Origin of the sequence: Acidithiobacillus sp. (genome assembly GCF_027322205.1) — a bacterium.
Classification (GTDB): domain Bacteria; phylum Pseudomonadota; class Gammaproteobacteria; order Acidithiobacillales; family Acidithiobacillaceae; genus Acidithiobacillus.
In genome coordinates, this window is the sequence record NZ_DAHVHY010000004.1 from 1 (window position 1) to 22,538 (window position 22,538).

21 protein-coding genes, 1 tRNA gene, 1 other RNA gene and 1 pseudogene are annotated in these 22,538 nt (G+C 60.0%); 8 read left to right on the forward strand and 16 right to left on the reverse strand.

Going from position 1 to position 22,538, the window contains the following annotated elements; all coding sequences use genetic code 11:
• From M7F93_RS01355 to mrdA, 10 genes and pseudogenes are all read right to left on the reverse strand, one after another.
• Positions 1-533 (reverse strand): annotated as a pseudogene (locus M7F93_RS01355) (hydrogenase 4 subunit B); the annotation flags it as partial.
• The gene (locus tag M7F93_RS01360) at positions 530-1,075 is read right to left on the reverse strand and encodes a helix-turn-helix domain-containing protein (protein WP_298167887.1); all 546 of its coding nucleotides are present in this window, start codon (positions 1,073-1,075) and stop codon (positions 530-532) included. The gene M7F93_RS01360 and the pseudogene M7F93_RS01355, both read right to left, overlap by 4 nt.
• 69 nt (positions 1,076-1,144) lie before the next feature.
• Positions 1,145-2,320 carry a DUF3322 domain-containing protein gene (locus M7F93_RS01365; RefSeq protein ID WP_298167890.1) on the reverse strand — a complete coding sequence of 392 codons (1,176 nt, stop codon included), beginning with the start codon at positions 2,318-2,320 and terminating at the stop codon, positions 1,145-1,147.
• Positions 2,317-5,685, reverse strand: coding sequence for an ATP-binding protein (locus M7F93_RS01370; RefSeq protein ID WP_298167892.1), 3,369 nt, complete (start codon positions 5,683-5,685; stop codon positions 2,317-2,319). Before M7F93_RS01370 ends, M7F93_RS01365 begins: the two co-directional genes overlap by 4 nt.
• Positions 5,678-6,298, reverse strand: coding sequence for a DUF4194 domain-containing protein (locus tag M7F93_RS01375; RefSeq protein ID WP_298167895.1), 621 nt, complete (start codon positions 6,296-6,298; stop codon positions 5,678-5,680). The genes M7F93_RS01370 and M7F93_RS01375 overlap by 8 nt, the downstream gene beginning before the upstream one ends.
• 2 nt (positions 6,299-6,300) lie before the next feature.
• On the reverse strand, positions 6,301-7,749 hold the full coding sequence (locus M7F93_RS01380; protein ID WP_298167897.1) for a DUF3375 domain-containing protein: 1,449 nt from the start codon (positions 7,747-7,749) through the stop codon (positions 6,301-6,303).
• A gap of 26 nt (positions 7,750-7,775) precedes the next feature.
• Positions 7,776-8,867, reverse strand: coding sequence for a redox-regulated ATPase YchF (ychF, locus tag M7F93_RS01385; RefSeq protein WP_298167900.1), 1,092 nt, complete (start codon positions 8,865-8,867; stop codon positions 7,776-7,778).
• A gap of 9 nt (positions 8,868-8,876) precedes the next feature.
• The gene (gene pth, locus M7F93_RS01390) at positions 8,877-9,446 is read right to left on the reverse strand and encodes an aminoacyl-tRNA hydrolase (RefSeq protein WP_298167902.1); all 570 of its coding nucleotides are present in this window, start codon (positions 9,444-9,446) and stop codon (positions 8,877-8,879) included.
• A 6-nt stretch (positions 9,447-9,452) separates the two neighbouring features.
• Positions 9,453-10,061 (reverse strand): 50S ribosomal protein L25/general stress protein Ctc, encoded by a 609-nt coding sequence (locus M7F93_RS01395; RefSeq protein WP_298167905.1) that lies wholly within the window; start codon positions 10,059-10,061, stop codon positions 9,453-9,455.
• A 12-nt stretch (positions 10,062-10,073) separates the two neighbouring features.
• A complete protein-coding gene (gene mrdA / locus M7F93_RS01400; RefSeq protein WP_298167908.1) occupies positions 10,074-11,984 on the reverse strand; it encodes a penicillin-binding protein 2 in 1,911 nt (636 codons plus the stop codon).
• A gap of 87 nt (positions 11,985-12,071) precedes the next feature.
• Here mrdA and M7F93_RS01405 point away from each other — a divergent pair, with 87 nt between their 5' ends.
• The 4 genes from M7F93_RS01405 (at position 12,072) to M7F93_RS01420 (ending at position 13,455) form a co-directional block, all read left to right on the forward strand.
• Positions 12,072-12,311, forward strand: coding sequence for a hypothetical protein (locus M7F93_RS01405; protein WP_298167911.1), 240 nt, complete (start codon positions 12,072-12,074; stop codon positions 12,309-12,311).
• 16 nt (positions 12,312-12,327) lie between these two features.
• Positions 12,328-12,648 carry a cell division protein ZapA gene (locus M7F93_RS01410; protein ID WP_298168061.1) on the forward strand — a complete coding sequence of 107 codons (321 nt, stop codon included), beginning with the start codon at positions 12,328-12,330 and terminating at the stop codon, positions 12,646-12,648.
• A 9-nt stretch (positions 12,649-12,657) separates the two neighbouring features.
• Positions 12,658-12,838: non-coding RNA, 6S RNA (gene ssrS, locus M7F93_RS01415), on the forward strand.
• A gap of 53 nt (positions 12,839-12,891) precedes the next feature.
• The gene (locus tag M7F93_RS01420) at positions 12,892-13,455 is read left to right on the forward strand and encodes a 5-formyltetrahydrofolate cyclo-ligase (protein ID WP_298168064.1); all 564 of its coding nucleotides are present in this window, start codon (positions 12,892-12,894) and stop codon (positions 13,453-13,455) included.
• Here M7F93_RS01420 and M7F93_RS01425 read toward each other — a convergent pair.
• Both M7F93_RS01425 and M7F93_RS01430 read right to left on the reverse strand, forming a co-directional pair.
• Positions 13,450-15,264 carry a M61 family metallopeptidase gene (locus M7F93_RS01425; protein WP_298167914.1) on the reverse strand — a complete coding sequence of 605 codons (1,815 nt, stop codon included), beginning with the start codon at positions 15,262-15,264 and terminating at the stop codon, positions 13,450-13,452. The genes M7F93_RS01420 and M7F93_RS01425 overlap by 6 nt on opposite strands.
• A gap of 106 nt (positions 15,265-15,370) precedes the next feature.
• The gene (locus M7F93_RS01430; RefSeq protein ID WP_298167917.1) at positions 15,371-16,066 is read right to left on the reverse strand and encodes a protein-L-isoaspartate O-methyltransferase family protein; all 696 of its coding nucleotides are present in this window, start codon (positions 16,064-16,066) and stop codon (positions 15,371-15,373) included.
• Positions 16,067-16,177: 111 nt separating this feature from the next.
• On the opposite strand from M7F93_RS01430, the gene M7F93_RS01435 reads away from it, so the two are divergent.
• Positions 16,178-17,116 carry an MlaD family protein gene (locus M7F93_RS01435; RefSeq protein ID WP_298167921.1) on the forward strand — a complete coding sequence of 313 codons (939 nt, stop codon included), beginning with the start codon at positions 16,178-16,180 and terminating at the stop codon, positions 17,114-17,116.
• A 49-nt stretch (positions 17,117-17,165) separates the two neighbouring features.
• Positions 17,166-17,786 (forward strand): ABC-type transport auxiliary lipoprotein family protein, encoded by a 621-nt coding sequence (locus M7F93_RS01440; protein ID WP_298167924.1) that lies wholly within the window; start codon positions 17,166-17,168, stop codon positions 17,784-17,786.
• A 9-nt stretch (positions 17,787-17,795) separates the two neighbouring features.
• On the opposite strand, the gene M7F93_RS01445 is transcribed toward M7F93_RS01440, so the two are convergent.
• From M7F93_RS01445 to M7F93_RS01460, 4 genes are all read right to left on the reverse strand, one after another.
• Positions 17,796-18,272, reverse strand: a complete 477-nt coding sequence (locus M7F93_RS01445; RefSeq protein ID WP_298167928.1) for a universal stress protein — start codon at positions 18,270-18,272, stop codon at positions 17,796-17,798.
• A complete protein-coding gene (locus M7F93_RS01450) occupies positions 18,265-19,977 on the reverse strand; it encodes a proline--tRNA ligase (protein WP_298167931.1) in 1,713 nt (570 codons plus the stop codon). The genes M7F93_RS01445 and M7F93_RS01450 overlap by 8 nt, the downstream gene beginning before the upstream one ends.
• Positions 19,978-20,184: 207 nt before the next feature.
• Positions 20,185-20,625 carry a hypothetical protein gene (locus M7F93_RS01455; RefSeq protein ID WP_298167934.1) on the reverse strand — a complete coding sequence of 147 codons (441 nt, stop codon included), beginning with the start codon at positions 20,623-20,625 and terminating at the stop codon, positions 20,185-20,187.
• Between the two features lie 203 nt (positions 20,626-20,828).
• Positions 20,829-20,904 (reverse strand) — tRNA-Glu (locus M7F93_RS01460).
• Between the two features lie 149 nt (positions 20,905-21,053).
• On the opposite strand from M7F93_RS01460, the gene secB reads away from it, so the two are divergent.
• Entirely contained in the window at positions 21,054-21,503 is a 450-nt protein-coding gene (gene secB, locus M7F93_RS01465; RefSeq protein WP_298167936.1) for a protein-export chaperone SecB, read from the forward strand.
• Between the two features lie 3 nt (positions 21,504-21,506).
• Positions 21,507-22,529: an NAD(P)H-dependent glycerol-3-phosphate dehydrogenase gene (locus M7F93_RS01470; RefSeq protein ID WP_298167939.1), complete on the forward strand. Its 1,023-nt coding sequence runs from the start codon at positions 21,507-21,509 to the stop codon at positions 22,527-22,529.
• Positions 22,530-22,538: the final 9 nt, after the last annotated feature.

Sequence of the window (22,538 nt, forward strand, 5' to 3'; positions counted from 1 at the left end):
GCGCCCAGGTGGGCGATGAGCAGATAGAGGAACCCGGCGCGTTGGCTATCGGCTTTTTCATGTTCCGTCACTACCAGAAAATACGAGGCCAGCGCCATGCTTTCCCAAGCGACCAGAAAGGTGAAGGCGTTGGCCGCCAGCAGAACCAGCCCCATCCCCAGCAGAAAAACGTGGTATTGGAGCATCAAGCGGCGCAGTGCCGGCCCGGGCAGGGAGCGGAAATAGCCGGTGGCAAACAGTGCTACCGCGCAGGCCAGCAGTCCCAGCAGGATCAGGAAAAATCCCGAGAGGGGATCGATCTGGAAAGACCAGGGCAGCGCGGGGAGGGGGCCGCGCAGTTGCAGATGGTCCGGGGTGGCCGTCAGCGCGGTGAATCCGGCGGTGGTCAGGAGCAGGGCGACCATGCTGCTGAGGGGGAAGACCAGGCGGCAGGCGAGGGTCGGCCAGCCGCCCAGCAGAAAACCCGATAACCCCAGGCCCAGCCAGAGCAGTAATGCCCCGGTGGCCAGATCCAGGGGCAGGCAGGAGATCACTGGGCCACCACCACCAGCAGAGTAGTCGCGCCGTCACCGTGGTTGTGCCAGTTGTGGGGTAGGCGCGGATCATAGTAGATGGCGTCGCCTTCTTTCAGCGCTGTCGATATGCCGCTTTGCTCAAAGGTGGCCGTCCCGCGGGTGACAATGGCGAACTCTTCGCCGTCGGCGCTGGCGTAGGGGTGTTCACCACACTCTCCACCGGGTTCGAGCACCATCAGCAAGGGTTGCATCTTTTTTTGCGGCAGGCCGCGGGTCAACGGTTCCAGTGAAGCATGGGAACCGGCGCTGTAAACCTTGCGGCGGTCACCGACGCGCATGATCAATGGTAAACCTGCCGTTTCTCCGTCATCAAAAATCGCGACGATAGGAATCTGCAGCGCTACGCAGATTTTCTCCAGCGTGGCGATGGAGGGGGAGTTCTGCCCGGTCTCGATCTGCGAGAGGGCGCTGGGTGAAATTTCGGCACGTGCCGCCAGCCCGCGCACGGACCAACCCTTATCCTCGCGGAGTTGGCGAATTTTTTTGCAGACTTGTTCCATGCACAGAAGTGTACGTTAAAACATGCATCATGCAATCTATTTTGAACGATGGTTGATTAACGTGCCTCGTTAAAGAAATGCGGCGATGGCATCCTGTAGACGGCCAAATCTGATCCGCTCCTGTTCCAGCCGTAATCCGGGGCGGAGGCGATTGTCGCGGAGGATGTCGTAGAGGACGCGCTCGCTTTCGGTCAGGCGAGGCAAATCCTGTATGGTGGGCTTGTCTTCCTCACCCCAGAAATCCCGATGCGCCATCAGGGTTGCTTCATCCATGAGCAAGGTCTGCACCTGCGGAAAGTACTTGCGCAATTGGTCGAGGATGGCGAAGCCGTGGGTGTCGATGTCTCCCCAATAATGGAGAGTACAGTGCCCAAGCCAATGGGCCTGGGACAGTGCGTCCCAGCCGTAACCCGCGCCAAAAATGACGATGGCGTTGGAGATACGGGGGAAGGCGAGGAAGTTGGTCTCATTTTCGGTGATGAAGACTCTGCGGACCGGTAAATCCAGGGTGGAAAAGCTGGCGGCATCCAGGGTGATGTCGGGACAGCATGTACCGGGGAGCAGTGTTATCCTGGCATCCAGCAGCCGAAAGCGGATGCGCAGCGTTTTGTCGAGGAAGCCGTAGCGAGCAGCAAACTGGCTGACACCTCGATACTCTGGGGCGATGGCCTCTGCGGGCAGGAGAGCATCGCAGAGTTCGGACAGCACGGTGCGGTGCGCTTCGACAAACTTGCTGTGGATGCCGGGAATATCCACCTGACGCAGGTAGATACCGGGGCGGGGATGGTCCGCCACCCAGTCCAGCACCGCCAGCAGTTGCGGCCAGACGGCAGCGTAGTCCAGCGCCTGCAGCGGTTTTCGGTGCAGCCAATCCAGCAGTGCAGGGTGCCGGGCTGCCGTTGATGTCCATATTGCCAGAAAACGCCGGGCATCGGGCTGCTTGCTGATCAGGGCGAGGGCATCGTCTGCGGTATCGACCCAGAGGGCGGCGGGCAGCCGTTGTACGCCGAGTACCCGGTGCCGTGTCTCGCGCCATTCGATGCGAATCTTCGGGGTGGCAGTCAGGGTGCAGATCCAGTCACGGACGGCGGCGAATTGTTCGGGCAGCTCTGCTGAATTCGGGTTTTTCAGGGTCAGCCGCAAGGGGAAAAGCGCAGCATCGGCGGTCAGTGCCCGCAGCAACTCCCCGCGCTCCCAGAGCCGCTGGAGCTGCTTGCGGACATCCGCCGCAGAGGTCCAGTTCACGGGGCGAAGTCTGCCTTGTGCGCACGGTATTCCGCGATAGACAGGTTACGCAATTTGGAGTCCTTGCCACCTTCGTTGTGCACGAAGCCGACGTGGGCGACGAAGGGCTCGATGATGTGGATTTTCTGTAGCGGTGTGACAATAAGCAGTTGCAGGTTGAGTTGCTGGAAGAGACGCAACCCGTACTGTGCCGACTCGTCGGAGCCACGACCGAAGGCCTCGTCAATGACCACGAAGCGGAAGGAGCGGGAGCGCACCGCGCCCCATTCCAGACCGAACTGATAGGCGAGACTGGCAGCGAGAATGGTATAGGCCAGTTTCTCCTTCTGCCCGCCGGACTTGCCGCCGGAGTCGGTGTAGTGCTCGTGTTCGCTGTCATCCGCGCGCCAGCGCTCGCTGGCGGCGAAAAGGAACCAGTTGCGCACGTCAGTGACTTTGGCGGTCCAGCGGCGATCCTGATCGGACAAGCCTTCGCGGCCCCGGAAGCGGTCAATGATGCTTTTGACCTGCAAAAACTTGCTTTCGGAATACTGGGCATCTTCGGAGCCGGTCAGCGTTCCTTCGGTGCAGCTGCGCAGTTCGGTCTGAAAGTCGCGGGTTTCGGCGTCGGGGCTGGGTTGGGATTCCAGTACGATATAACGACCGGGGTTATAGTCGATCTGCGCCAGGGATTCGTTGATCCGGGTGATGCGTTCCCTGATGGTTTCGCGCTCGCGGGCAAGTTGCGCGTTAAAGTTGGCGATCTCGTTGATGGTGTTGACGTTGAGCAGTTCTTTGAAGCGAGACTCAAAGCGCGGCAGGTCGTCACTGTTCAGGGTATCGAGCAGATTCTGATATTCAAAACCAGCAGCCAGACTGGCATCGAAATCCTCGGTTTCCAGTTTGTAGGTGTCCTTGAAGGCAGACATGGCCTTGATGATTTTCTCGGCCAGCCCAGCGATTTTTTTGTTTTCGCTATCCATCTTGCTCTGCAGCCATTGGCGCAGTTCCTGCTCGCGGCTCTCGCAGGATTCAATGGTGAGTTGGTACTCACCGGCCGGTTGACTACGCAGTGCCTCCAGCTTTTGTGACAGAATCGGGTCAGCGGTGTTTCCCGCCAGTTGTTGCTGGGTTTCCTCCTGCAGTTTTTCAGTATCGCTCCGGCGCTGTTCCAGCTTGGAACGTTTGTCTTTGACCGCTTCCAGTTGGGTCTCGGTACTGCTGAGGCTCTGGGAGGCGTCCTGTAACTGTACATTCAGAGACTTAAGGATGTCTGACGCTGATTCCAGCGCCTGCCGTTCGTCCTCCAGGCGGGCGATTTCGGTGGTGATGGTTGCCCAGTCCAGTTCTTCATAGTCGTTGAATTCCTCTAGGCGGGCGAGGGTCTGTAGCCGCTCCCCCAGCCCCTTGCGGGCTGACTGGATGGCGCTCAGGCGGTTGCCGACTTCACTGAGAAAGGTTGCGAGCTGGCGCTGGCTAGCTTCCAGCGCGGCAATTTTAGCGGCGTTGCTCCAGCCCAGCACATAGCGGCTGCGATCATCGATGCGGTGACGGTCATCCTTTTCATGGCGTCCGCCGGGGTCTTTGATCTGGCCGACGCGGGTGATGGCGCGAGTCTCGCGGCGGAACTGCTCCGGGGTGCGGCAACAGGCCACGTCGAAACGATGGACCATTTCCCGCTCCAGCCAGTCGTAGAAGGGGGAATCAGGTTTGACAGAGAGTTTGCGAAGCAGGGAATCCGGGTGCAGTTCGGGCATTTCGCCCAGCTTGCGTGGTCGCACATGGAAATAGACCAGGCGCCCGCGCAATTGATTGCTGTCTACCCAGGCCGCTACAGCGGCGTAGTGGGCATCGGGCACCAGCAGGGACAGCCCGAAGTTGTGCAGCAAACGCTCTGCCGCACCTTCCCAGGCACTATCCTCTGGCCGCACCTGAAGGAGTTCACCGGCAAAGGGCATTTCTTCTTCGTCCACGCCCAGCGCTGCACAGAGAGTACTGCGAATCTGGATTTGCCGGGTGTCGATGTTACTGCGGCGTTGCTTCAGACTGGTGATTTCCACGCTTCGGAGTTCATACTCCTCGCGTCCTTTGCGAACGGTGAAATCCTCTTCCCGCTCCTGATTCTCCAGACCCGTCGCCTGCTCGCGCAGGCGCTCGCTGAGCTCGCCCAGTTGACCGCGCTGTTCCTGAAAAGCCGCCGCATTTGCGGCGGGAGTCGCGGACATTTTCTCGACAAGCTCAACGTAACGGTCCGCCTTGTGCCGACGGCGGTCACGTTCCTGCCCGGCGCGCTGAATCTCCATGCGCAACTGCTCCAAGCGGTTGCCGCCGTTCTGGGCGATAGCCTGATGGATGGCATCGACGGCCAGGCGTTGTTCGCTGCGGCGCTGATCCAGCCGTTGCACCTGCGCATCCAGACGGGTCCACTCTTCGTTGATACCGGTGAGGCGTTTGTCCAGCAGGGCCAGTTTCAGTCCGGCGAAGTGGGCACGCAGGCTTTCGCGGCACTGACGCAGATCATCGACCGTGTTTTCCAGGCTCCGGTATTGCGCGCAGTCGGCCACCAGCGGTGTCAGCAGTTGCACCTGACGCTTGGCCTTGAGCACGGCGGCATGGGCGCGGCTGAGGTTGTCGAAATGGGTGATGAGGGCGCCGATGCGCGGGGCGACGTCGAAGGGTTCCAGCATGTGACTGCGCACGAAGTCGGTGAGATTGCCCACGGATTTCATGGAGACGGTCTGGTGGAAGAGTTCCAGGGCTTGGTCGTTTTCAATGCCGAAGCGACGGCGGAACCATGCGCTGTATTTGGGAAAACTGTCTTCGATGTCGATGCCTCCGTCGCGCAGGCGCTTGCGCAACTGGCCAATGTCGGTGCCGAATCCGGAAAAATCACGGGTGATGGAGAGATCGCTTTCGGCCATGGCAAAGAAGCGGGCGGGCTGGCCCTGGGCATCCTTCATCCAGAAGATTTGCGCCAGGGTCACCGTGGATTCATAACCCGCATTATGGAAGACGCCGAGAATCACCGAGTAGCTGTTCTGACCGCGCAGAGCCACGGGTTTGGCCGCGCCCGTCACCTCATTGCGCTCCGATTTGTAATGCCCGAGTACGTAAGAGCGCAGGCTGCGCTCCTTGCTGTCGGCACCGGCGGCCTTGTTGTAGGCGATGCGCTGGGCTGGGACCAGCAGGGTGGTGACGGCATCTACCAGGGTAGACTTGCCGGAGCCAATGTCGCCGGTCAGCAGCCCGTTCTGGCCGTCCAGAGTGAGGGTCCAGACGCGCTGGTCGAAGGTACCCCAGTTGAAGACTTCCAGCCGTTGCAGGCGAAAACCCGAGAGGGTGTCGTCGCCGAGAAAATCCAGTTCCAGCGCTTGCGCTTCAATCATTGGCAGTGTCCTCTGCGCGGCCTTCCACGCCGCTGCATTGTGCCTGATAGTCTGCCAGTCTCTGGTCAAAATCCGCCAGCCATTGCGCGTCGACAAAGGCCTTGAGGATACGCCGCACTTCAAAGCTGGCCGGGCCGCTGCTGGTCTTCAAGCGGCGCAGAAAACCCAGCTCGACAATTTTGTTGATGTGATTCTCGATCTGATCGACGATACGGGTCTCATTGCTGCTGTCGGGCAGGAAAACCCGCAGCAGTTCGACGATTTCCTCGCGACTCAGCACCAGACGAGTGTCGTCGCCGCCGGCATCGAATTCCGCCAGCTTTTTGCGCAGCAGGGCGAGTAGCAGGCTCACCGGAAAAGACAAAGATCGGCGGGCAATCAGGCGGGGCAGGGGTGTCACGCCCGGATCAGCGGATTCCGGACGGCTTTTCAGAAAGGCATAGCCTTCGGCTTCGTCGAGGACCAGTTCCAGACCAAGTACGGAGATATAATCCCGCGCCTGCGGGTGCAGATTCAGCAGGTCGCCCCACAGGCGCTCATTGCCTTCCCGGTAGATCACGCCTTTGAGAAGGGGAATCACGAGTGTGGAAAGGCTTGCGGTTTCTTCTTCCATACTCACCTCAGAAAAATGATGCGTGGCAACTGTGCCATTTTCTCGACGACAACGTTATTTCGGTTGCGGGCGCGCCAGCGAATCTGTTCTGGTGTGTCCTCATCCACCGCCGTTTTGAAGGTCACGCTGCCGAGTTGCAGGTAGACCACCAGCTCCGCCAACCCCTGGCGCAAGGGCTGGGATTCAGTCAGTTCACGTAGAGTAATTTGGGCGTGGTCCTGCAAGGCGCGATGGATATGGCCTGTCAGTTGGGTCGTATCCACGAAAACCTGCTGGTAGAGCGCTGCGGCATCGACATCGTCTTCCCCGGCTTGCAGGGCGATTGCCGCAATCAGGGGCTTGAGAGTGGGGGTGTGCAAAGGTCTTTCCATGGGCAGTTCAATGCGGGCGCTCAGCTCCGCCATTTCCATGACATCGCTCGTCGGTAGATCATCGCGCAGGGCCAGCGCCTTGGCTTCGATGCCGTGCAGAATGTCCATGATGCGCCGGTTTTCCAGCCAGGTCTTATCGTCCAGAAAGCGCCGCAGTTGCTGGGAGAGTTGCGCCACGGTGCGCTGGGTGTGTTCACCGGCTTCCAGCCAGTCGTAATGTACCCGCCGCATGCGGGCGTCGGGTCGGAGTGCCGCCACCGGCCCCAACCCCAGTACCTGGTCGAGCATCGCCGTCAGTTCTTCCTGCCGCTGGCTGGACATGAGAAAGTCCCAGAAGGCGCGAAAGCTGCGCCCCTGATCGGAATCGGCGATGGCATCGCGTTCTCCCATGATCTCCTCCAGCAATGCCCCTTTGGCGCCTTCCCAAAGGGCAATGCGCTCGCGCACCCGCCGGTCCAGCAAGCGGAAGTTATGCTCCACTTCGCGGAAGTCGCCCAACAGTTCTCGCGCCAGTTGCGTAAATTGCTGAAAGCGGTCCTTGAGGGCGGTGTCATCCAGCAGAGTAATGTCGCCTGCCAGCACCCGCGCGATTTCCACGTCGATTTCATCCCGCCGTTTCTGCAACTCGGCCATACGGATAGCGGGGTCGCTCTCGCTGCCCTCACTCATCTGTCTGAGCAGGTCGAAGAGGGTGAGTAGGCGCGATTCTGTCCCGACAAACTGTCGTGCTGTGAGGCTGTTCAGCCAGGCGATGGCCTTCTCCGTGGCCGGCGTCAGGTCAAACTGAGGTTCGTCACTGCCTTGCGCATAGAACTTACGTAGCCAGGATTTTTCCGGATTGGCCCAGTCATTCAGATAGTCGAGTGCGTCTTTGGGAAACGCTTCCGGCCCCAGCCGCTGGCGCAGGGCATAGAGCTCATCTTCCAGTGCCCCGGCCAGATCGGCGGCGGAAATGATGCGTACATTGGGCAGTACGAAGACCCGATGCAGAAAACTCGCCACCAGCGGCGCATGGTCCGAGCGCAGCAAGCGCCACGCCGGATGGTAGTTGCGCAGGGCGTCGAGGGTGATGAAGTCCATGGCTTTCAGCTTTCCCGATCTTTCCGCTACACGTTAAACAAAAAATTCAGCACATCTCCATCCTGTACCACATATTCCTTGCCCTCGGCGCGCATTTTGCCCCCTTCTTTTGCCCCGTGTTCGCCCTTGTACCGAACGAAATCGTCATAGGCGATGGTCTGGGCGCGGATGAAGCCACGTTCAAAATCACTGTGAATAACCCCCGCCGCCTGTGGCGCCGTGGCGCCCACCGGGATGGTCCAGGCGCGGACCTCTTTGACGCCGGCAGTGAAGTAGGTCTGCAGACCCAGTAAGTGGTACGCCGAACGGATGATGCGGTTGAGGCCGGGCTCCTCCAGCCCCAAGTCCTGCAGGAAAGCGCTTTGCTCCTCCGGCTCCAGTTCTGCCAGTTCTGACTCAATGGCGGCGCAAACCGGGACGACGCTGGCGTGCTGTTCAGCGGCCCAAGCCTCCAGCGGCGCCCGCCAGGGACCATCCTGCAACTCGTCCTCGGCCACATTCGCGATGACCATCAGGGGCTTCATGGTCAGCAGGCAGAGGCTGCGCAGATGCTCTTGCTCCTCGCTGTTCAGATTCAGGCTGGCGGCCGGCTTGCCTTCATTGAGGTGGGGCAGGAGGCGGGTCATGGCGGCAACTTCAGCCACCGCGTCCTTGTTGCCCCCCTTGGCCTGCCGCGCCACCCGCGCCTGGGCCTTCTCCACGGTGCTGAGGTCAGCCAGAATCAGCTCCGTCAGCACCACCTCCAGATCCGCCACCGGGTCTACATGGCCACTCACATGGACCACGTTGGGGTCCTCAAAGCAGCGAGTGACCAAGGCAATGGCATCTGTCTCACGGATATGGGCGAGAAACTGGTTGCCCAGACCCTCACCCTGTGCCGCGCCCGCCACCAGCCCGGCGATGTCCACGAACCCCATGGTGGCGTGCTGTACCTTCTGTGGTTTGACGATCTCTGCGAGGGTCTCAAGCCGGGGATCCGGCACCGCCACCAGACCGACGTTCGGCTCAATCGTGCAGAAGGGATAGTTCTCCGCCGCGATACCCGCCCTGGTGATGGCGTTGAAAAGGGTGGATTTGCCGACATTGGGTAAGCCGACGATGCCGCAGGCCAAAGCCATAAGAAACTCCTAATCGCTATGCAGCGTTTTTTGTGCCGCATCCGTGCGGCCGCTGAGAAAATCGGGAAGTACGCCGAGACTGCGTTCAATCGCCTCGTCAATCAGGGCGTTATCCGCTGCCGTCGGAGCGCCAAGCACATAACCGATGACCGCATCTTTGTGCCCCGGATGGCCGATACCGATGCGCAGCCGCCAGTAATCGCGGGTGCCCAGGGCATGGTCGAGATCGCGTAAGCCGTTGTGCCCGCCATGACCACCACCGCGTTTCAGCCGTGCCGTACCTGGGGGCAGGTCCAGCTCATCATGAATCACCAGAATCCGTTCTACGGGCACTTTATAAAAGGCGGCCATAGCCTGTACCGGGCCACCGCTGCGGTTCATGAAATCCTGAGGCATACACAGCCCCAGTTCCAGTCCGGAAGCGCGTGCCGTAGCGGCCAGGCAATGCCAGCGCTTCTCCATACGCAAAGACGCCCCGACCCGATCCGCAAGGGTCTGGAGCGTCCAAAAACCGGCATTATGGCGGGTCCGGGCATATTCCGCGCCGGGGTTACCCAAGCCCGCCAACAACCAGTCCATAAGGCCTCAGGCGGTGGTCTCCGGGGCTTCTTCCGCCTCGGCACCAGTACGCGGATTGTGGATGGAGACGATTTCCTTGTCATCCTCATGCTGCAGGGGCAGGAGGATGATGCCTTCGGGCACCGTGATCTGGGACAGGTGCAGACTTTCCCCCACCAGCAGCTTGCCAATGTCGATTTCAATGGCCTCTGGCAGGCGGCCCACCGGGGCTTCCACTTCCACTTCCACCAGGGCGCGGTGCAGTACACCGCCGGCCTTGATACCAGCACAGGTCGTCTCGTTTAGGAAGTGGATAGGTACGTGCAAATGCACCCGCTCACCGGCATGAACACGTAAAAAGTCCATATGCAGGACCTCTTCCTTGTAGGGATGCATCTGAATGTCGCGGATCAGCGCGGTTTCTTTCCCTTTGGGGAATTCCAGGGTGATGACGCTGGTATAGGCGCGGTCATCGGGCAGCAGTTTGCGGAGCAGGCGGGCTTCAATGCTGAGACCCAGCGCCGGCTTGCCGTCTCCGTACAGCACGGCGGGCACCATACCGGTACGGCGCAGGCGGCGGCTGGCCCGGCGGCCATTTTCTTCACGCGGCTCGGCCGCAATCGCAAAATCTGTCATTTTTTGGACTCCTTATGGTGTCATGGAATGAGCGGGGCGAGGGTTGACAGGACCTTTCTCCCCAATAGCAAGGGGCGCATCATAATGCGCTGTGGGTTTTTCGGCAACCTTTTCTGGTGGTTTTTCATCGGGCTGCAAATAGGCTTTGATCACCGCGCGAGCCACCGGCAGGGCTTGCCAGGCATTGTGCCCGCCATATTCCACTACCACGGCGACGGCGATTTTGGGGTGATGCACCGGCGCCCAACCGATAAAAAGAGAGTCGTTGTTATAGACGGTGTGGCCATTTTTATAACCCACCGGTACTTGTGCCGTGCCTGTTTTCCCGGCAATGGTAATGCCGGGAATGCTGATGGTATGACAGGTGCCGGTGGTGACACAGGCCTCCATACCCTTATGGATGGCATGCATGGCCGCCGCCGAAATATGCAGATTAACAGGTGGCGCATGAGGAATGGGTGTTGTCTGGCCGGTATTCGGATTGATGAGCGCTTTGGCGACCTGGGGCTGAACCAGATAGCCGCCGTTGGCGAGGGCGGCGACCGCGCGGGCCAACTGCAATGGCGTTTCCAGCAAATAACCCTGACCGATTCCGAGAATGACGGAATCTCCCGTGTACCAGGGCGCATGCAGATGCTTACGCTTCCAGGCCGGAGTCGGCACCAGACCACTGGCACCGCCCGGCAGATCGATGGGAGTTTTTCTGCCGAAGCCAAATCGCCACAGGGCCTTGTCCTGCAGGGCGATGCCCATTTTCACTGCGAGCTTGTAGTAAAAGACGTCTACCGACCAGGCTAGCGCCTTGGTCAGGCCGGTGTTGCCGAATCCCGCACGGTTCCAGTCCCAATAGGTGTGGCCGCCGAGCTGATAATTGCCCGCACAGAAGGTATGAAAATCCGGAGTGATGACGCCTTCCTGCACCGCCTCTATGGAATAGAAGGGTTTGGCGCAGGATCCCGGTGGATAGAGACCATTGTCCGCACGGTTCATCAGCGGCCGCCCTGGGTTATCCAGGAGACTCTGCCAGTGGGCCGTGCTGATGCCGTCCACGAACCAGTTGGCGTTGAAGCTGGGGCTGGTGACCATGGCCAGTACGGCGCCATTGTCAGGGTCCAAAGCGACGATGGCGCCGCGATACCCCTTGCCTTTTTGTAAAGCTGCTGCCCCCGCCTGTTGCACGCGCAGGCGCAGATGGGTGAGCAAATTATCTCCGGGGTGCGTCGGCATCTCACGCAGCGTACCCACCTGTAGCCCGCGCGCGTCGATATCCTTGATCCTATAGCCCATGGTGCCGCGTAGTTGGCGCTCGTAATAGCGCTCCAGGCCATTCTTGCCGATATAATTACGCCCGACATAATTGCGGGCGTGAAAATCCTGCAGATCGGCGGCAGTAACAGGGCCGACATAGCCGACGACGTGGGAGAAAAGTGCATCATAGGGATAATAGCGATGCAGCAAGGCGACCACTCGCACGCCGGGTAGGTCCAGCGCGCGTACGGCTACAGCGGCGATCTGCGCTGGTGTCAGATTGGTCTTGAGGACCACTGGATCGAAATCCGGTTTTCCCAGGCGCAAATCCTGAAATTGGCGCATATCGTCTGCGCTCAGACCGAGCATCTGCTGCAGACGCTGCAACGTCTCCTGCAAATGGGGCACCTGGTCGGGGGTGATTTCCAGGGCATAGGTAGGCTGGTTTTCCGCCAGCGCCGCACCATGATCGGCAAGCACCAGACCGCGGGGCGGGGCGACGGGGACGAGAGCTACATGATTATCGTAAGCCAGTGTGCGGAACTTGGAAAAATGTAGTATTTCAAGGTCCATAATACGTAATGCCACGGCGAGAATCGCCAATAGCATCAGCACCGTCGCGACGCCGAGTCGGAAGCGGAAGCTGCTATGCTGGTCAGGATCAGAAAGAGGCATAATCGGGAACGACCTGGTTCGGTTTGCAAATGACTGGGGCGCTTCGTACACTCGGAAGCAAAATCCTTGGTGAGATGGGGTGGCGCAGTGTTGGAGTCCCGTTTTGAATCTCTGTTCGCAGAGCTGGAAAGCATTGTAACGGATTATCGCGGATTGCGTCGTCATCTGGAAGGAGACGGGCGTGACAAGCGTTCGCTGCAGGGTCTGCAAAAACAAATCCAGATGCTCGATGCCGAAAATGTCTTGCTGCGGGAACGTCAGGAAGGGATATGCCGGCGCTTGAGTGAGTTGCTCGCGCAGGTGAGCCAGTGGGAAAACGAAGCATAAAACCATACTGATGGAGATGAACGTGCCAGAAACAACCCGCAGTTCCACCACCCATCACGTCACTATCACTTTGCTGGGGCAAAGTTATCAGGTGCCCTGCCAACCTGAAGAGCAGGTACTGCTGCTGGAGGCGGTGGCATTACTGAATCAGCAGCTCGAAGCCACCCGGGCCGGAGGCCGCACGATTGGTAAGGAGCGCACGGCGCTGATGGTGGCGGTTAATCTAGCAGCAGATCTGCAGCGTGCGCGCCAGGAATTGCAGGCGCGCGATGATCAACTCGATGCTGTGGAGGCCCGCTTGCGCTGGCTGGTTGACATGGGTAAGGGGGCGGAGTAGCTTGGTTCCAGCCTCCTGCGGGGCGCGAGTAGCCGAGATGATTCCTGAACCAACATTGTCTATCCAGGGAATTCTCAGTCATCATCGTGGTGTGCAGCTCCCTTGCGGAGTGGCCTGAAGCGGTGTGTGGATTCCCACCTGTACATCAGGTTCTGGGGGTAGCGGGCTGCACGACCCAGGCGGGGGGTTCTTTTGTTTTCAGGGCCGGATGATATACCCGCGAAAAGCCCATTACGCCGACGCATGCGTCAGCAGCGGCGTGACCTTTCCGCCGAGGCATTATATTCCGCAGCCGTGGCCTTGTCTGACCATTTGGTGCGTCTCAACCACTTTCAGCGGGCTCGCCATATCGGCCTCTACTGGCCCATGCAGGGTGAAATCAGTCCCTTGCCGATCATGCAGCATCCCATTGCGGCCAATAAGCATTTTTATCTGCCCGTGCTCGCCGGGCATTTTGCGCGCAGCCTGCGCTTTGCGCCCCTTCACTCCAATGTAGTCCTGCGCCATAATCGCTTTCGCATTCCCGAGCCGCAGGTGTCTCCCCGCCAGCACTGTTCTGTGCGTGAACTGGATTTGCTGATCCTGCCGCTGGTGGCTTTTGACGCCGAAGGTTATCGTCTGGGGATGGGGGGGGGCTTCTATGATCGCAGTCTGGCGCATCTGCCCCACCGTCGCAGTTGGCGGCGACCTCGGCTGATCGGGGTAGGTCATGCTTTTCAGGAAGTGCCCCATGTGCCCAGAGAGCCCTGGGATATCCCCCTGGGCATTGTCTGTACGGAAATGGGTTGCTACAGAATCAGATCATGATGGAACGGAAGCGCAACGATTTTCCGCTGTTGCCGTTGCTCCCTCTAGCCAGGCACGGCGACGCGCAAGGACGACATCATCCACATCCTCTAGCGATTCCAGCCAGACCGTATCCTGTGGAGGCGGGGCGGGGGTCAGTTGAGTTTCCCTAAGAATATCATCGCGGAAGAACTGAACACGTAGCGCAGCGCCCGCGGGAGCCGCATCCAGTTGTGCCGGTAATTGTTCCGCTGTAGTCCGGACGCCATCAATGGCGACGAGAATGTCGTCCGGAGACAACCCTGCCTGCTCTGCCGGGCCGCCACTCTGCACATGGCGCAACTGAGCACCCAGCGCGTGCGGACGCCAGTGCGCACCCAGCCAGACCTGCGGGGTTTTTTCGCAGGCCTGTCCGCCTTCATCCTGCGGGCCGTTGGCGGCGCGCAGGTGCAGCGCAATGCCCATTTCCGCCAACAGCGCGCGCAACGGCAGGTCGGTCTTCTCGGTAATCCAAGCCTCCAAACGCGCAGCGAGCGTCCGCCCGGCGAGCGCCTCGACCAGATTGATGCATTGGCCTTCCGGCAGTGCTTTGCCGGTGCGGCCGTAATCTTGCCACAGCCGGACGAGCAAGGTGTCGAGACTCTGGCTGCCGGCACTCTCCAGGCGCAAACTGAGGTCCAGACAGAGGGCCAGCAGGGCGCCCTTGTTATAATAACTGATCTCAAAGTTGGCGCTGTTGACGTGCGGATGATAGAGCTTGATCCAGGCATCTTCACTGGATTCCCCCAGACTTTGCAGGAAACGTCCGGGGCGGCGCAGCAGACGGGTCAGCTCCTTCCCGACGCCGCGCAGGTATTGCGCGGGCGTGGTCAGATCGGCGCGGCGCAGGCAGAGATCATCATAGTAGGAGGTGATACCCTCGAATATCCAGAGGTCGCGGGTGAGCGCCTCCCGGTCCAGGGTACTGGTGCCGAGCACCGCGGGACGAATGGCCTGCACCAGCCAGCTATGGAAATACTCGTGACTGACCAGACCCAGGAAGCGCTGATAATGGTCGTCGTTGCGGCCACTCAGGTCATCCCGGGCGCAAAGGAGGGCGCTGGAAGCGCGATGCTCCAATCCCCCATAACCATCAGTACTGGTCATGCACAGAAAGTGGTACTCGGCAAAGGCGGCATCGCCCCAGAAACGCTGCTGCCAGTCACAGATGCGCGTCAGGTCGGGACCCAGCCGTTGCAGGTCTGCCTGATGGCCTCCTTGAATGAGCAGGTGATGGGGCCGCCCTCCTGCCGAAAAGTCCAGCAGAGTGAGCCTGCCCATGAGCAGCGGATGATCAATGAAGGCGCGATACTCAGAGGCAATAAAGCGGCCCCAGCCCCAGGTCGCACCGCTCTGCCGGGGGAGGGCGGTGGCCACCTGCCAATCTTCCGGACCCTCCAGGAGGACTACATGCGCTTGGTCTTCCTGCCCCAGGACCCGCAAGTAAATGGCCGGGCCGTTAAAAAAGCCCCCCTGATCATCCAGATATGCCGTGCGTACTGAGCGGTCGAAAGCGTACACGGTATAATGGATGACGACCGGGCCATGCCCCGCCGCGAGACGCCAGCGGTCCTTACCGGTTTTGTGCAGGGCGACATCCTGCCCATTACGCGCTGCGCGGATTTGTGTCACATGGCGGGCGAGGTCGCGGATAGTATAGCTGCCGGGCACCCATGCGGGCAGGGCGAGGATTTGTCCTTCCGGGTCCGGTGCGGAAATACTCAGGGATACTCGAAAAAGGTGTGCCTGCGGCTCGGCGCTGATCTGGTAATTCAGTGGGACAGAACTCAAGGCAGCACTCCTAACGCCAGGCGGCGGCCACCACCGGTTGCCAGCCCCCTCCCTGCAGATCAATGGCGATGACGATGCTCTGCATGGATTGAATATGCATGATTGCTCAGAATACGAAGCGGGTCGGCAGCGGCTTGTGACGCAAGGGCGGAACTTCTGTCTCGAAGAGTTCCGAGCTTTCAAAGATGCCTGGCTGGGAGTGGACGATCCGCCGCACCCGCATGGCGGGGCCGGTGCCGAGAATGGCGATCAACCGCCCACCGATGGTTAGTTGCTCTTTGAAGGCATCCGGCAGCACCGGCAAGGATCCGGTGATACAGATGGCATCATAGGGGGCATTCCCTGCCCAACCAAGGGAACCATCACCAACATGCAGGTGGGCATTATGCACGCCCTGCACCCGCAAACAGCCTTCTGCCGTTCGGGAGAGTTCGGCGCGATCCTCGACACTGTGTACCATCCCCGCGAGTTGTGCCATCAGTGCCGTCAGGTAGCCGCTTCCGGTACCGATCTCCAGCACCCGATCCTGTTCACGCAGATCCAGTTCCTGCAAGACCCGTGCCTCCATCTTCGGCGTCCACATGATCTCGCCATGCCCCAAAGGCAAATTAAAATCAGCAAAAGCCAAATGCCGATATGGGGTCGGCACGAAAAGTTCACGCTTCACTTGCGCAACAGTGGCCAGCACACGGGGGTCGAGTACATCCCAAGTGCGAATCTGAGTGTCAATCATGGTACGGCGGAGGGCATCAAAGTCCATAGAGAAAATCAGGGTTCCAGTGGTTTTCCGCCATTTAGGCATGGGTCTTGTGGCAAGTCAATCCACCGCCTACGGGCGCGCCCGCAAGCGGGTGATTGGCTTGGCGTCCGTCCTGTGCTCCAATAGCCTTTAGGTACTGCAAAGGAGCTCTTCTTGGAAAGCCGTGCACACGCGCTGGTAGCACTCATTTTTTTGGCCGTTCTGGGGGTCGGAGTGGCGGTAGTCGGCATGTGGATGCATCGTGGTGCGCGGCCGGGCATCGTCTTCGACGTGATTTCCCCCTACAGCGTTGCGGGTCTCACCCTTCAGGCACCGGTGCGCTTCAAAGGGGTGCGGGTGGGAGACGTAACCGCGATTGGTCTGGATCCGGCGAATCCGCGCATGATCAGGGTGCAGATCATTGTGGATAAGGCGACACCCATTACCCGCGCGACCTTCGCCGAACTGGCACCGCAAGGGGTGACCGGGCTGAGTTATTTGTCCCTGACCGATCATGGTACTAATTTCGCGCCTTTGCCGAGGGTGTCCGGGCGACCGGCTGAAATTCCCATGCATCCCAGCTTTTTTGAGGTGCTGTCCCGTAATGGCGAATCGCTGGTGAATCGCAGCAACGAGTTGGCTGTCCGCCTGACTTCACTGTTAACTGACGATAATCGCACACGTTTTGCGCAGACGCTTATTCATGTGGATCAGGCCACAGACCAGTTGGTGCAAATCGAGACCGCATTATTGCCGACCCTTAAAGCACTGCCTGCCATGGTCGCTGCCACCCGGTCCACCATGGAGGCGAGCCATCTGCTCATTGCCCATCTTGATGCGCTGACCGTGGCGGCGCAAGCGCCGCTGGCGGATACGGCGGAGGCTGCCAAGTCACTGCGTGGACTCAGTGTTGCTGGAGAGCGGGCGGCAAATACCCTCAATTACGACACCTTACCGCAGGTGGATCGCCTCACCCAAAGCCTGATGACCAGCAGTGCGGCGTTAGAGGATCTCAGCCATTCGCTGCAGCGTTCCCCGCAATCATTGCTCTACGGCGATCGTGGCCCGCCGCCGGGACCGGGTGAGTCGGGCTTTTCCGCAGGAGGAAACTGAGCGCATGCGACACCCTTTTTCTAAATGTTCATCAGCAGGGAAGCGCATAATGCTGGCAGGCCTGGTTCTGCTTGTCGCTGGTTGCGCCACCAGCGTCCCATGGCGGGTGCCCTACGATATCACGCCGCCGCATCTCGCCCTTCCGGCCAGCAATACGGGCACAACGACGGCGCTGCCCGTGTTGCGTTTGGCTCGGGTCAGCGCCGCGCATTGGCTGAAAGCGGACACCTACCAGTATCATTTGCTCTATCAGGAGCCACAGCGCCTGCTGGCCTACCGGGATGCCCGCTGGATCGGCACCCCGCCGCAGATGATTGCCAGCCGCTTGCAACATCAATTGGAAGACTCCGGCCAGTGGCGGGCGGTTTTGGCGGGGCAGTCCAGAGGCACAGCGACCTGGCTGTTGCAGGTCAGACTGACGGACTTCGTGGTGAATTTCAGCGGGCCGGAGGCGGGCAAGGCACTGGTCGCCGGGACCGCGACGCTGGTGAATACTGCTGATTATCAGGTGGCTGCCCAGCACAGTTTTCGTTTCACCGAGACGCTTCCCCGTGCGAGTGCGCAGGGCGGTGCCGTGGCCATGGCCGGGGCAAGTGAACGTTTTGTCACAGCGGTGAGTGGTTGGGCCGCGCAGGTGGCAGGCACCGGGAAGTCTGCGCTCCGGCCTTAGGGTTTTACTTCACTCCTCCTGGTGCTTGACCACCAGCACCGGACAACTGGCGTAATGGATAATGTTGTTGGCGACGGAACCCAGCAGCAATCGGCCAATGGCGCCGTGGCCATGACTGCCCACTACCAGCATATCCACTGCATGAGCCTTGCCGAAGGCAATCACCGCCTTCCCGATATTCTCCCCACTTTCCTCCAGTTCTACCCGCGGTGTGATGCCGTCTTCGGCTATGGATTGGCGCAGTTTTTCCATCTCGGCATGGGCCAGATGGAGCAGCTTTTCGCGCAGATCCAGGGTCGGCGGCAGAATTTCTTCCGGCATCTGCAGATTGAGCATTTGCGGGTTGAAAATGTGGAGCATGGTGAGCCGGGCGTCGTGTAATTGGGCCTCTTGCGCCGCCATCCGGGCGGTGTACAGGGCCATCGGCGAAAAATCGACGGCCACCAAAATATGCTTTATGGGGGTCTTTACGGGTGATTTATCCACGAGGATGCTCCTTGCACAGGTGGTTCATGAGTTGCGTTTCGTCCAGCAGCACGTTTTCGGTGGCGCGTCGCGCCCGGTATTCCCAAACGCCCTGTGCCAGCACTTTGTCACTGACCACGATGCGATGAGGCAGACCGATCAGATCCATGGTGGCAAACTGTACCCCCGGACGCTCATCGCGGTCGTCGAGTAGTACGCTGTAGCCCTGCGCCTCCAGGCGATCATGCAGGGCTTGAGCGGCGGCGGCCACTTCCGGCGACTTGCGCGCATTGATGGCGACGATGCCGACTTCAAAGGGCGCCAGGGCCACTGGCCAGGTGATGCCGCGATCATCAAAATGCTGCTCCACCGCCGCTGCCACCACCCGCGACACACCGATACCATAGCAGCCCATAGTCACAGGGGTGTCGCGGCCGGTCTCGTCCAGCACGGTAATACCCATGCTCTTGCTGTAGAGTTCCCCGAGTTGAAAGACATGCCCCACTTCGATGCCACGACGGATACTTAAAGTGCCCGTGGCACAATGGGGGCAGCCATCCCCGGCGCGGACATTGCGCAGATCGGCCGCTTCCGGGCGCGGCAAATCCCGGTCCCAGTTCAGATTGATCCAGTGCAGTTCCGCCGCATTGGCGCCGGTGCTGAAATTGGCCACGCCAAGGGCGCGGTGATCCGCCATAATGGGGATAGGCAGCCGCAGGTCCTTGGGGCCGATAAAGCCCAAGGGTGCGCCCGTGGCCGATATCGCTTCCTCCGGGCTGGCCAGTTGCACGTTCTGCGCGTCCAGCGCATGTCCGGCCTTGATCAGATTCAACTCGTCATCGCCGCGCAACAACAACATGACTATCTTGCCGTCGGCGACCACCAACACGGTCTTGACGATGTTGGCGGCGCTGATGCCCAGATGTTCTGCCTGCTCCGCCACCGTGCGGATGCCCGGCGTCTGCACCTGCCCGGCAGGCAGCGGTGCCTCCGTCCCGGCGGGTTCCGGGCGACTTTGGGCCTTTTCCATGTTGGCGGCATACGCGCAGTGGTGACATGAGACGATGGCATCTTCCCCCGAATCCGCCAGCACATGAAACTCATGGGAGCGCTTGCCGCCAATAGCCCCGTTATCCGCCTCCACCGCACGGAAGTTCAGCCCGAGGCGGGTGAACACCCGCTGATAGGCCTCATACATGGTCTGATAGGTGATCTCCAGCGAAGCGTGATCCATATGGAAGGAATAGGCATCCTTCATGATGAACTCACGTCCGCGCATCAGCCCGAAGCGGGGGCGGATTTCATCGCGAAACTTGGTCTGAATCTGGTAGAAATTGACGGGAAGTTGTCGGTAAGAGTGAATCTCCCGCCGTACCAGATCGCTAATGACTTCCTCATGGGTGGGTCCCAAGCAAAAATCGCGGTTATGACGATCCCGCAAGCGCAGCAGCTCCGGGCCGTACTGCTCCCAGCGCCCCGACTCCTGCCACAGCTCGGCGGGCTGCACCAGCGGCATTAGCAGTTCCTGCGCGCCGCTGCGGTCCATCTCCTCGCGCACCACCCGCTCCACCTTGCGCAACACTCGCAAACCCAAGGGCATCCAGGTGTACAAGCCAGAAGCCAGGCGGCGGATAAAACCCCCGCGCAGCAATAGCTGGTGGCTGATGAGCTCCGCCTCGGCGGGTGTCTCCTTAAGGGTGGGGACGAATATCTGACTGGCGCGCATAAAAAGTCCTGTTGAGTCGTAGCATACAGTGTAAGAAAGGGCAGGAGACATAGGAAGGGGCGGTGCGCGCCAAGTCTGGCGACGGATCAAATGGAGATGGTGACGCGATGCATTTTGCCGACCTGATTCGCGGTGGGAGATCTGCGCGCCTGATTCTGGAAGCCTTGGGCAGAACGGAGAGTGTCCCGCCGCCCTGGTGATTTAAACCTAAGCCTGCTTTCGCATATTCTCTATTTCCCGCTCCAGCTTTTCCAGCCGTGTAAGCACGGCATCGGGATAGGTTGGTTGCCGCATGTTCAGAATGGCGGAAGTGAGGGCATCCAGCCGGGTATCCATGCGGGAAAAGCCTTCTTCCATGCGTTCGGTCAGGTGATCCACTCGGGCATTGATACTTGAGCTCAAGGTATCGATGCGGGCATCCATGCGGGAGAACCCTTCTTCCATTCTTCCGGTGAGACGATCCACGCGGGCATCCAGACGATCGATGCCCTGTCCATTCTCCCGCAGATCCTTTTCCAGCGCGTCAAGCCGCAGGCGCAAGAATTCCACGCCGGGAGCGATGACGCTTTCCAGCACCTTGCGCAGACTGTCGATGGTTTCTTGAATATCCATGCTGGAGAGTTTAGCCGCATTCCGCCTTACCCACAAACCCCACCGCCTTGTGAACGGCTCGTTACTGCGTAACGACCAGTATCTTGCGGATTTGCTGTTTGTGCTGTAACGTCATCCACCAATAAAACGCGATCCAACTTCATCCACCCATCGTTGCCATACTGCACCAGCAACCTGTAGCGAAGTGCAGCGTTTTAATCAAGATAACCGTACAACATTGGCTATCTTGTTGTTTTTATTGGCGTCCCCATGGGGGTTCGAACCCCAGTTACCGCCGTGAAAGGGCGGTGTCCTAGGCCACTAGACGATGGGGACCTGGACAGCGCTGAGAATCCTACACAGAACGGACGCACGGGGCAAGTGTTGTTTCACCGGTGTTTGCGGATGCACACGCGTAGCCCGGCGGGTGCATCTTCGGGTAGACTAAGCCTCTCGCAACTCAAAAATCCAGGATGAAAGGACTTATGGACGAACAAGAAGCAGTTTTTATGATCGAGCGCATTTACGTGAAGGACATCTCTTTTGAGTCGCCTAACGCGCCGTTGAGTTTTGTGCAAACTGAGGCGCCGACCGTAGATGTGGGCCTGAATACCGCCAGTAACGTAGTGGAGGGCATGGATGGCCTTACCGAAGTGACGCTGACAGTCACAGTCAAGGCGAAGGCGGGCGAAAGCACTTACTTTGCGGTGGAGGTTCAGCAGTCTGGTTTGTTCCGCATTCAGAATATTCCGGAGGAGCACATACCCGCCCTGATAGCCGTGCATTGTCCGACGATACTGTTCCCTTACGCGCGGGAAGTGGTGGCGGATATGGTAGGCCGCGGTGGTTTCCAGCCTCTGCACCTGCATCCGGTCAATTTCGAGGCACTGTATCAGCAGGCACAGGTCCAGCAACAGAACTATACGACGCAATAAACCATGCGCTGGGCGGTGCTGGGGGGCGGTCACTGGGGGACCGCCCTGGCGGTTTATCTGCTTCGGCAGGGGCATGCCGTGCAGCTCTGGGGGCGGTGCGCCGAGCGTCTGCCTTGCCAGCCCGTCCGCGCGGATCTGTTTCCCATATTCCCGCAGGGCGCGCGGCCTGAAGGTCTGCGCTGTACTGTGGACCTCACCGCTGCGGTACGAGACAGTGAGGGTATAGTGCTCGCCATACCCAGCCATGCCTTGCGCGGTCTGATGACGAGTCTGCGCTCCTGTCTGCCTCCCGCTACTTTGCTGGTCCTCGCCAGTAAAGGGCTGGAGACGCAGACGGCTTTGCGCCTTGATCAGGTATTGCAGGAAACCGTGCCGGATGCGCCGTTGGTGGTGCTCTCTGGTCCGAGTTTTGCCCACGACTTGATTCTGGGAAAACCATTGGCGATGACGGCAGCGTCCACCGATCTGGTCCATGCTCAGCGGGTGGCCGAGGCCTTTGGCAGTGCGCAGATGCGGGTCTACACCAGTGATGATGTAGCGGGGGTCTGTCTGGGTGGGGCGATCAAAAATGTGCTGGCGATTGCTGCTGGCATTTCTGATGGGTTGGGGAATGGCGACAGTGCGCGTGCCGCGCTCATCACCCGCGGGATGGCAGAATTGCATCGCCTGGGAACGGCGCTGGGGGGGCGAACCGAGACCTTCATGGGCCTGGCCGGTGCCGGTGACTTGATCCTCACCGCGAGCAGCGACTTGTCGCGGAACCGCCGGGTGGGAATCGGCCTGGGCCGCGGCTTGAGTCTGGAAGCGGTGCTGCGCGAGATTGGTGAAGAGGCCGAGGGCGTACGTACCGCGCAAGCCTTGTTCCAGCTTGCACAGCGTCTGGGCGTGGATATGCCGATCACCGAGCAGGTATATCGCGTGCTCTTTGAGGGCACGGCGCCGCGCGCTGCGAGCGATGTGCTGATGCGCCGCGCCCTGCGTTCCGAATTGCATATGCCGTCCGATGCCGCGTTTTCCTCGCGCTAGCGGGTGCGT